Source organism: Brevundimonas sp. NIBR10, assembly GCF_027912515.1.
In the GTDB taxonomy this organism is placed as follows: domain Bacteria; phylum Pseudomonadota; class Alphaproteobacteria; order Caulobacterales; family Caulobacteraceae; genus Brevundimonas.
On sequence record NZ_CP115464.1, the window covers coordinates 3,559,057 to 3,568,162 of the forward strand.

Annotated in this window: 12 protein-coding genes; 5 read left to right on the forward strand and 7 right to left on the reverse strand. The window is 68.0% G+C overall.

The genetic code is table 11. The features are described from left to right. Nucleotides 1–19: 19 nt before the first annotated feature. Complete coding sequence (locus O5K39_RS17370) at nt 20–400, forward strand: VOC family protein (protein ID WP_271144856.1); 381 nt, start codon at nt 20–22, stop codon at nt 398–400. 2 nt (nt 401–402) lie between these two features. Here the strand turns inward: O5K39_RS17370 and O5K39_RS17375 are convergent, their stop codons facing one another. From O5K39_RS17375 to O5K39_RS17390, 4 genes are read right to left on the reverse strand one after another with little or no spacing between them, the layout of a single operon-like run. Next, nucleotides 403–1,143: a class I SAM-dependent methyltransferase gene (locus O5K39_RS17375; protein ID WP_271144857.1), complete on the reverse strand. Its 741-nt coding sequence runs from the start codon at nt 1,141–1,143 to the stop codon at nt 403–405. Further along, nucleotides 1,140–1,991 carry a DUF817 domain-containing protein gene (locus O5K39_RS17380; protein ID WP_271144858.1) on the reverse strand — a complete coding sequence of 284 codons (852 nt, stop codon included), beginning with the start codon at nt 1,989–1,991 and terminating at the stop codon, nt 1,140–1,142. The genes O5K39_RS17375 and O5K39_RS17380 overlap by 4 nt, the downstream gene beginning before the upstream one ends. After that, nucleotides 1,988–2,449, reverse strand: a complete 462-nt coding sequence (gene queF / locus O5K39_RS17385) for a preQ(1) synthase (protein ID WP_271144859.1) — start codon at nt 2,447–2,449, stop codon at nt 1,988–1,990. Before queF ends, O5K39_RS17380 begins: the two co-directional genes overlap by 4 nt. A 46-nt stretch (nt 2,450–2,495) precedes the next feature. Beyond that, the gene (locus O5K39_RS17390; protein WP_271144860.1) at nt 2,496–3,194 is read right to left on the reverse strand and encodes a DUF805 domain-containing protein; all 699 of its coding nucleotides are present in this window, start codon (nt 3,192–3,194) and stop codon (nt 2,496–2,498) included. A 153-nt stretch (nt 3,195–3,347) separates the two neighbouring features. Here O5K39_RS17390 and O5K39_RS17395 point away from each other — a divergent pair, with 153 nt between their 5' ends. The 4 genes from O5K39_RS17395 (at nt 3,348) to O5K39_RS17410 (ending at nt 6,476) form a co-directional block, all read left to right on the forward strand. Next, nucleotides 3,348–4,280, forward strand: coding sequence for a nitronate monooxygenase (locus tag O5K39_RS17395; protein WP_271144861.1), 933 nt, complete (start codon nt 3,348–3,350; stop codon nt 4,278–4,280). 11 nt (nt 4,281–4,291) lie between these two features. Then, nucleotides 4,292–4,969, forward strand: a complete 678-nt coding sequence (locus O5K39_RS17400) for a TorF family putative porin (protein ID WP_271144862.1) — start codon at nt 4,292–4,294, stop codon at nt 4,967–4,969. A 106-nt stretch (nt 4,970–5,075) separates the two neighbouring features. Beyond that, nucleotides 5,076–5,669, forward strand: a complete 594-nt coding sequence (locus O5K39_RS17405) for a fasciclin domain-containing protein (protein WP_271144863.1) — start codon at nt 5,076–5,078, stop codon at nt 5,667–5,669. A 108-nt stretch (nt 5,670–5,777) separates the two neighbouring features. Next, nucleotides 5,778–6,476, forward strand: a complete 699-nt coding sequence (locus O5K39_RS17410; protein WP_271144864.1) for a hypothetical protein — start codon at nt 5,778–5,780, stop codon at nt 6,474–6,476. On the opposite strand, the gene O5K39_RS17415 is transcribed toward O5K39_RS17410, so the two are convergent. From O5K39_RS17415 to O5K39_RS17425, 3 genes are read right to left on the reverse strand one after another with little or no spacing between them, the layout of a single operon-like run. Beyond that, nucleotides 6,473–7,648 (reverse strand): cystathionine gamma-synthase, encoded by a 1,176-nt coding sequence (locus O5K39_RS17415; RefSeq protein WP_271144865.1) that lies wholly within the window; start codon nt 7,646–7,648, stop codon nt 6,473–6,475. The genes O5K39_RS17410 and O5K39_RS17415 overlap by 4 nt on opposite strands. 12 nt (nt 7,649–7,660) lie before the next feature. After that, on the reverse strand, nt 7,661–8,371 hold the full coding sequence (locus O5K39_RS17420) for a dienelactone hydrolase family protein (protein ID WP_271144866.1): 711 nt from the start codon (nt 8,369–8,371) through the stop codon (nt 7,661–7,663). Next, nucleotides 8,368–9,102, reverse strand: coding sequence for a dienelactone hydrolase family protein (locus tag O5K39_RS17425; RefSeq protein ID WP_271144867.1), 735 nt, complete (start codon nt 9,100–9,102; stop codon nt 8,368–8,370). Before O5K39_RS17425 ends, O5K39_RS17420 begins: the two co-directional genes overlap by 4 nt. Nucleotides 9,103–9,106 lie beyond the last annotated feature (4 nt).

The following is a 9,106-nucleotide window of genomic DNA, read 5'->3' on the forward strand; positions in this document are numbered from 1 at the left end:
GTCCGCTGGAGGATCGGTCATGGCCCTGCCCCCGTCTGCGACGGCAATCGCCTTTGTCTTGACCCGCGACCGGACGGTCTCCGACGCCTTCTATCGCGACATCCTTGGCCTGACGTTCAAGATGGACGACGGGTTCGCGGCGGTGTTCGACCTGAACGGGGCGGACCTGCGCATTACCCATGTGCCGGACCACGTGGGGGCCCCGCACCCGGTGCTGGGCTGGCAGGTGCCCGACATCGCCTCCACCGTCGCCGACCTGACGGCCAAGGGGGTCGTCATGACGATCTATCCGGGCATGGGCCAGGACGAGACGGGCGTCTGGACCTCACCCGACGGCAAGGCGCGCGTGGCCTTCTTCCCCGATCCCGACGGAAACATGCTCAGCCTGACCCAGTGCTGAGGTCAGCCGCCTAACCCCGGCTTTCGCCACTCCATCATCAGGAACCAGGGCGCGCGGTTGTAGTGGGCGACGCGGGCGGGATCGCCGCCGATGGCGCGGGGCTCGTCGAAATGGGTCAGGGTCAGGCCCTGTTCCAGAAGCAGTCGCATATAGGTCGACAGTGGCCGGTGCCAGTTCCGGATCCGGATCCCCCGCCATTCGATCCAGGCCGAGCGTTCCTCCAGATACTGGTCCATGGCGTGGGCGCGGCGACCGTCGGCCAGGGTCTGCCAGCCCATCTCCGCGACGTCTCCAGCGGAGTTGTAGGCCGCCAGGTTGCCGATCAGCAGGACGCCGCCGGGGGCCAGCACCCGCGTCATCGCGGCGATCGCCGCCGCCGCGTCGGGGATGTCGATCAGGGACAGGTAGGCGACCACCAGATCGAACGCGCCGTCCTCGAAGCCCAGGCTCTCTGCACCTTCGACACGATAGTCGCCCGACGGATCGAGCGCCCGCGCCCGGTCGATCAGGCTGGGGGCCGGGTCGATGCCGGTGACCGCGATGCCCTCGGCGGCCAGCATCCGGCAGAACCGTCCCTCGCCACAGCCGACGTCCAGGGCGCGCCGAAAACCGCCCGCCCGGACGCGCGCCATCATCGGTCCGTCCAGCACCGACTGCCGGCCGAAATCGCCGTCGTCGCCGAGGTGGGCGATCCAGGCGGCGGCGGACTGTTCCCAGCCGTCGTCCTGAGGGTCTTCGGTCATCGCGGTTCCTCCTGGGGGCGGTGGACCAGCGACACCAGAACCACCGAAATCATCATCAGCAGGAACCAGCTGCCCAGCTTGGCCAGACCGACCGGATGCCAGCCGTCCTCCTGACCCGGATAGACCCAGGCCCGGGCCAGTGTGCCCAGGTTCTCTGCGAACCAGATGAAGACCGCGACCAGCAGGAACCCCAGCAGAAACGGCATCGACCGCCGCGTCCGGTCCGGCGTGAAATAGAACCAGCCCCGTCCGAACAGCACCGCCGTCGCCACGAACAGCCCCAGCCGCACGTCCGACAGCCAGTGATGGGAAAAGAAGTTGACGTATATCGCGGCCGCCAGCAGCCAGGTGGTCCACAGCGGCGGATAGTGGCGGAACCGGATGCCGAAGATGCGCTGGATCCGCGCGATGTACGACCCCACCGCCGCATACATGAAGCCCGAAAACAGCGGCACATCGCCGATCCTGAGCAGGGACGGTTCGGGATAGATCCACGACCCGTGCGCGGTCTTGAACAGCTCCATGACGGTGCCGACCACGTGGAAGACGAAGATCACCCGCGCCTCCTCCCAGCTTTCCAGCTTGAGCAGGAGCATCGCCGCCTGGATCGCCAGCGCCGCGACCACGAGGAAATCATAGCGGGCGACGGATGCCCTGTCGGGCCACAACAGATGCGTCCCCAACAGCAGGACCAGCATCAAGCCGCCGAACAGACAGGCCCACCCCTGCTTCAGCCCGAACATCAGGAACTCGAAACCGTAGCGCGACCATGCAGCGCGGTCGGACCAGGCCTGGAGTCGCGCGAGGAGATCGCGGCCCCAGGCTTCGAGAGGGAGGCGTTGTGTCACCCCCGCCCGCGATAGGTCGGCACGCCCTGGTCGGGGAGCCACAGACCCTCGGGCGGGGTACCGGTCTGCCAGAAGACATCGATGGGGATGCCGCCGCGCGGGTACCAGTAACCGCCGATGCGCAGCCATCTGGGCTTGAGCAACTCGGCCAGCTTCAGCCCGATGGCCACGGTGCAGTCCTCGTGAAAGGCGCCGTGGTTGCGGAAGGCGGTCATGTAGAGCTTCAGGCTCTTGGACTCGACCAGCCAGTCGCCCGGCGCATAGTCGATGACGATGTGGGCGAAATCCGGCTGGCCCGTGACGGGGCACAGGCTGGTGAACTCGGGCACAGTGAACCGCGCCAGATACAGGGCGTCCGGATGCGGGTTCGGCACCCGCTCCAGGACGGCGGTTTCGGGACTGGTCGGCTGGGCGGTCTGGGCGCCGAGCTGGGAGAGGCCGGAGGTGTCGGTGGTCATGGCCGGGATTTAGGCGTCCCGGCCGCCCGACGCAAAGACCCGTGCGTCAGAAGTTGGCCAGGGTGCGGGGCGGCGGCCCATAGGCGTTGTCGCCCGGCTGGCCCGGCGTCACGCCAAGCCAGATCATGAAGGCCAGATTGATCAGCAGCGCCAGGCCCATCAGACCGAACGCGCCGCCGATTCCGGCCAAGGCGCGATAGTCCTCGTGATAGCCGTGCATCCCGACGAAGGTGCCGACGAAGGCCATGGCACCGAGGACGACGGCCGCCGCCGTGACGCCGTAGGGAATGGCCGCCAGCCAGCCCGACTTGCCCATGTCGTGCAGCCGCTTGGATGACACGCAGACCCCGAAATAGATGCTGGCCAGCGAAATCACCGTGCCGATCAGCGGCACCCAGCTAAGCAACAGGCCCGCCACGAACAGGATGATGATCCCGATCCAGTAGTCCTTCTGGCCGATACGTCCGTTGGCGTCGAGGAACAGGGTCCGCCAGTCGAAGGCCGACAGGCCCGAGCCGGCCACGCCCGGCGTATAGGCGGTGGAGGAAAACCCGGCCGGCTGTTGCGCCAGGACGATGACCTGGGTCGCCGCGCCGCCCTCGGCGACGAAATCGACCTTCATGCCGGCCCGCACGGGGGTCAACTGCTGAAGATCGGCGCGGGCGAAGGTGTAACGCAGGCCGTCGTCGCCGCTGATCAGGCCGGCGCCGGGACCGTCGTCATAGGTCAGAATCTCGCCGCGCACGCCGTCTCTCCTGTCGAAGGGGCCTGGATGGCCGAGCGCGACCATAAGGGCATGGGCGTCGCGGCGACAAGCCGGACAAGGCCTTCATCCAGGATTTGCCTTCCCCGACGTCGCCTGCTGTAAGCGTAGCCAAAGACAACGGAGGACGACGCTGTGGCCATTCCCGCTTCCCTGCAAAAGGGTCTGAAGCTGCCGGTGATCTCGGCGCCGATGTTCCTGGTGTCCGGGCCCGACCTGGTGGTCGAGGCGTGCAACGCCGGCGTCATCGGCACCTTCCCGTCGCTGAACCAGCGCACCACCGAGGGCTATCGGGACTGGCTGGTCGAGATCAAGTCGCGGCTGCATCCGGATGCGGCAGCGTTCGGGGTCAACCACATCGTCCATGGATCGAACGACCGGCTGATGGCCGATCTGGCCGTGACGGTCGAGCATCAGGTGCCGCTGGTCATCACCTCGCTGGGCGCGGTCAAGGATCTGGTCGATGCGGTCCATGGTTACGGCGGGGTCGTCTTTCACGACATCGCCAACGTCCGCCACGCGAAGAATGCCGCCAAGGCGGGCGTCGACGGTCTGATCCTGGTGGCCAACGGCGCGGGCGGCCATGCGGGGATCATCAACCCCTTCGCCCTGGTCAACGAAGTGCGCCAGTTCTTCGAGGGCACGATCATCCTGTCGGGCTGTCTGTCGACGGGTCAGGACGTGGCGGGGGCCCTGATGATGGGAGCCGACTTCGCCTATCTGGGCACCCGGTTCATCAACACGACCGAGTCGGAGGCCCAGGACGCCTACAAGGCCATGATCATCGATTCGGGTGCCACCGACATCGTCCACACCCCGGCGGTGTCCGGCATCCCGGCCAACTTCATGACCAAGTCGCTGGAGGCCAACGGCATCGATCCGAAACACCTGCCCGAACACAAGCTGGACATGGGCGAGGAGGCCCGGGCGTGGAAGACCGTCTGGTCCGCCGGCCAGGGCGCAGGCACGATCCACGACGTCCTGCCGACCGCCGAACTGGTGCGCCGCCTGCGCGACGAATATGCGCAGGCCACGGATCAATTCGCCAGAAAGGCCATCGTCGGTTAGACCGTGGGCGGATGATCCGCCACTTCTGCATCCCGCTCGCCGCCCTCGGCACCCTGACCGCCACCCCCGTCCTGGCCCAGGACGACGGCTGGGCCTTCGATTTCACCGCTGCGACCGACAACCGGTCCAAGGACGCGTCCAAGAGCGGCGGCGACCCCGCCCTGATGGGCGATGCCACGCGGGCCTTCGGATCCTTCTACGCCGGGGGCGGGTTCGAGACGATCAAAAGCGGCGGGTCAGACCTCGAACTCGAGGCTTTCGCGGGATGGTCGCCCGAGGTCATGGGGTTCGCGGTCAATCTGGACGTCACACACAAATGGCGGGTCGGGTCCGACACCGGCGTCGATGACGACGCCTGGGAGTTCACCGCCGACGTCAGCCGTGCGGTCGGCCCCGCCGAGGCCGGTCTGCGGCTTCAGCATTCGCCGGACGGTGCCGGCTCGGTCAAGGCGTGGACCTGGGTCGAGGCAAACCTCGCCTGGGCGTTCACTGATCGTCTGACCGGCTCGGCCGCCCTGGGCCGTCGTGAACAGGACAATGCCGTCGACTATACTGGCTGGAATGCGGGTGTGACCTGGGAAGTCCGCGACGGCCTGGAAGCCGATCTGCGCTGGCACGACACCGATGCCGGCGATGCGGGCGAACAGTACGACGGCGCGCTGGTGGCGTCGCTCAGCGTCGCCTTCTGATTTGGTTCCTGCGCGCGGCCAGATGCCGCGTCCTGCATCTGTGACGCTCCAGCCCACGTCCTTGATCTCGACCGCAGACAGCGGCCGTCTTTCAGGATGTCGTCCCATGACCAAAGTATCGCTTCGCGGCGTCGCCATCGCCGCCCTCGCCTCCGCCGCCCTGATCGGCGCCGCCCCCGTCCTCGCCCAGTCGATGGACCATTCCGGCCACGCCCAGGCCGCCGTTACCGTCGGCGGCGCGGCCATGTATCCGAACAAGACCATCGTCGAGAACGCCGTCAACTCGCCGATCCACACGACCCTGGTCGCAGCCGTCAAGGCCGCCGGCCTGGTCGAGACCCTGTCGGGCCCCGGTCCGTTCACCGTCTTCGCCCCGACCGACGCCGCCTTCGCCAAACTGCCCGCCGGCACCGTCGAAACCCTGGTCGAGCCCGCCAACAAGGCGACCCTGACCAAGATCCTGACCTATCACGTCGTCGCCGGTCGGGTGTCCGCCGAACAGCTGATCGGCATGATCAACGCGGGCGGCGGCAAGGCCGAACTGACCACCGTCGAGGGCGGCATCCTGACCGCCTCCCTGCAAGGCTCGTCCGTCATGCTGACCGACGAGAAGGGCGGCGTCGCGACGGTGACCCAGGCCGACGTGTTCCAATCCAACGGCGTGATCCACGTCACCGACACGGTGTCGATGCCCAACTGATCCTGACGGGTTCGGGGCCTGATCTTCGGATCGGGCCCCGGCCTTCCCTGTCCCGCCTGCAGTCGCTTATGGTAAAGCTTGTCCACGCAGCGGCCGGAGGGACAGGATATGGTCTGGAGATGGGGCCTGACCATCGCGGGGGCGGCCTGGATGTCGGCCGCGCCGGTGCTGGCGCAGGGGACGACGTCCGCAAACCCACCCACGCCCACCTGGGCTTTCACGCTGGGCGTGACCACCGACTACGTCCGGCGCGGCACAGTCCGGGGCCAGGATGACGTCGAGGGGGTCGGCACGGCTCAGTGGAGCCGTGGCCTCTTCTACGCCAGCGTCGCCGCCAACACGGCCGCCGTGGCCGACAGCGATTACGAGGTCGACGTCTCGGTCGGACTTCAACCCACATGGGCCGGATGGGCCTGGCAGATCGCGGCCTCGCGCATCAGCTATTTCGGCGGGTCGGGCGACGTCGACAACTGGCAGGTCTCGGCCCAGGCGACGCGGTCTTTCGGCCCCGCCACGGTCGTCGCCTTGGTCGGCGGGTCGCCCGATTACGAAGGCGCGGCCGAGGACGCCGTCTGGGGCCAGACCTCGCTGGCCTGGGCCATCACCCCGAAACTGTCGGCCGACGCAGTGGTCGGATTTCAGGATCAGGTCGGCGCGCCCGACTATGGCTGGTGGCAGGCCGGGATCACCTACGCCCTGACCTCTGCGGTCTCAGCCGACCTGCACTGGTACGACACCGACAACGCGGCGGCCCTGGGCGAAAGCGGCGACGGCCAGGCGGTGCTGGCCTTGACCTGGAGCTTCTAGGCCGCCAGCGCCTGATCCAGATCCGCAATCAGGTCCTCGACGTCTTCCACACCGACCGACAGGCGGATCAGGGTGTCGGTGACGCCGCCGGCCTCGCGCAGTTCCCTGGGGACGCTGGCGTGGGTCATGATGGCGGGGTGATTGACCAGGCTTTCGACACCGCCGAGCGACTCGGCCAGGGTGAAGACGCGGACGCTTTCCAGAACGCGTTTGGTGCGGTCCAGATCGCCGTCCAGCACCACCGACACCATTCCGCCGAAACCCGACATCTGGGAAGCGGCGAGTTCATGCTGGGGATGGGTGATCAGGCCGGGATAGATGACGCGGGCGATGCCGGCGCCCTTGGCCGCGCGGTCCTCCAGCCAGTTGGCGACGGCCATGGCGTTGGAACAGTGGGCCTTCATCCGCAGGCCGAGCGTCTTCAGCCCCCGGTTGGCCAGGAAGGCGTCGAACGGCCCCATGACGCCGCCGACCGAGTTCTGCAGGAACTTCAGCTGGGCCGCGACCTCGGCGTCCCGGGCGACCAGCACCCCGCCGATGATGTCGGAATGGCCGTTCAGGTATTTGGTCGCCGAATGCATGACGACGTCGGCGCCCAGGCTCAGCGGCTGCTGGCAGAAGGGCGTGGCGAAGGTGTTGTCGACGACCAGCAGCAGGCCGTGGGTCTTTGCGATCTTCGACAGGGCCGCGATGTCGGCAATCTTCATCAGGGGGTTGGTCGGGGTTTCGACCCAGAGCATCTTTGTCTTGTCGGTGATCGCCGCCTCGACCGCCGCGAGGTCCGACAGATCGACATAGGCGAAATCCAGCCCCATCGAGCGCCGCCGCACCCGCTCGAACAGCCGCCACGAGCCACCGTACAGGTCATCGCCGGTGACGATGTGGCTCCCTGCGTCCAGCAACTCCAGCGCCGTCGACGTCGCAGCCATGCCGGAGGCAAAGCCGAACGCCTGAACCCCGCCTTCCAGATCGGCGATACAGCCCTCGAACGCCTCGCGCGTCGGGTTCTTGCCCCGGGCGTACTCATAACCCTTGTTCACCCCCGGACTTTCCTGAGCGTAGGTCGAGGTGGCGTAGATCGGGGTCATGACCGCGCCCGTGGTCGGGTCCGGCCGCTGTCCGGCGTGAATGGCACGGGTCGAAAAGCCCTGGCTGTTCTTGAGGCTGGCCATGGTGGGATCCTGTCAGGCGAGGGTCTGGTCAAAGAAGTCGAGGCAGCGGTCCGAGACCTCGGTCCACTGGGTAGCGTTCATCAGGTGGCCGGCGCCGCGTGTGACCTGAACGCGCACCGGGATCTCTTCGTCCATCAGGAACCGCCGCCAGCGCTGGGTCGAGGCCGGCGAGACCACCCGGTCCCTTTCGGAGCGGACGATGAGTACGGGGATTCGTCGGGCGGGGTGGCGAGGAATATAGACGTCCCAGCCGCCGCAGACAGCCACGGCCGCCGCCGCGCGACTGTCGCCCAGCGCGCCGTCCACGGCGATGAACGAGCCGAGGGAATAGCCGACAATGCCTGTCCGGCCGCGATCCACGCCCTGGCTGATCAGCCATTCGACCCCGTCGCGGGCACAGTCGCGCCAGGCCTCCATCACCGGTTCGCGCCGCACGATGTCGTCGTCCGCGGCGTCCAGATAGGTCGGGGCCAGCGACAGATAGCCCCGCTCCGCGAACCGTCGGGCGAAGGCCAGCTGGTCGATCCCCATCCCGCCTGAGCCATGGAGATAGACGACGCCCCGGCCGTTCGGCACGGCTGGTCGGAAGGCCACGGCGCGGATCGTCCGGCCGTTGCTGACATAGGTGACACGTTCGGTGATGACGCCGTCGGGCGCGGTCCGGGCCGCGGCCGGAGCCGCCATCAGCATGATCCCGCCGGCGACCAGATCGCGCCGCCTCATGACGCGGCCAGTTCGTCGCGCAGAAATCGGTGGGCGGTGTCGAAGATGGCCCGCCACTCCGCCGGCTCGGGGACATGATGATCGGCATCCAGCACGACCAGTTCGGTGTCGACGCCTGCGCGACGCAGGGTGCGTTCCCAGTTGCGGACCGCGCCCAGCCCGACCAGCGGATCGCCGTCGGCCGTGATCAGGAGGGTCGGTGGCTTCCTGAGGATTTCCGCGACCTCGCGCCGCCCCCCGCCGGCGATCGCGACCACGGCCCGCGCCGGGGCGTCCGAGAAGCCGAGTTCCCCGGCCATATAGGCACCGCGCGAGAACCCCATGATCCCGATCCGGCTTGCATCGACGCCGGGCTGGGCGGCCAGCCAGTTGAATCCGTCCAGTGCCGCCTGACGCTGGAACCCGCCGCGCCCCTGACGCCGTCCCTCGGTATCGGCGCCGAACCAGGCCGGGAAGGCGACCGTGTAACCCCGTGCCGCCAGCCGCACCGCATGCTCGTACCAGCGCCGGATCTCCAGCGCCGCCCCGCCGCCGCCGTGCAGCAGCAGGATTCCCGCCCCCGCCATGGGCAGACCCTCCGACGGCGGGCTGAACTGCACCACGGTGATGTCCTCGCCACCGCTGGGATAGCTCCCGGCCGCGACCCGCTCGCCGGACTGGGCCCGCGCCACGCCACCGACCGCCGTCAGCGCCGCCGCTCCCATCAGTCCCTGTCGGCGATTGATCCTCAATCGA

Coding starts and splice junctions, on each gene's coding strand:
- O5K39_RS17375 (WP_271144857.1), bottom strand. CDS start 1,143: ATGACCGAAGACCCTCAGGACGACGGCTGGGAACAGTCCGCCGCCGCC.
- O5K39_RS17400 (WP_271144862.1), top strand. CDS start 4,292: ATGATCCGCCACTTCTGCATCCCGCTCGCCGCCCTCGGCACCCTGACC.
- O5K39_RS17415 (WP_271144865.1), bottom strand. CDS start 7,648: ATGGCCAGCCTCAAGAACAGCCAGGGCTTTTCGACCCGTGCCATTCAC.
- O5K39_RS17405 (WP_271144863.1), top strand. CDS start 5,076: ATGACCAAAGTATCGCTTCGCGGCGTCGCCATCGCCGCCCTCGCCTCC.
- O5K39_RS17410 (WP_271144864.1), top strand. CDS start 5,778: ATGGTCTGGAGATGGGGCCTGACCATCGCGGGGGCGGCCTGGATGTCG.
- queF (WP_271144859.1), bottom strand. CDS start 2,449: ATGACCACCGACACCTCCGGCCTCTCCCAGCTCGGCGCCCAGACCGCC.
- O5K39_RS17420 (WP_271144866.1), bottom strand. CDS start 8,371: ATGAGGCGGCGCGATCTGGTCGCCGGCGGGATCATGCTGATGGCGGCT.
- O5K39_RS17370 (WP_271144856.1), top strand. CDS start 20: ATGGCCCTGCCCCCGTCTGCGACGGCAATCGCCTTTGTCTTGACCCGC.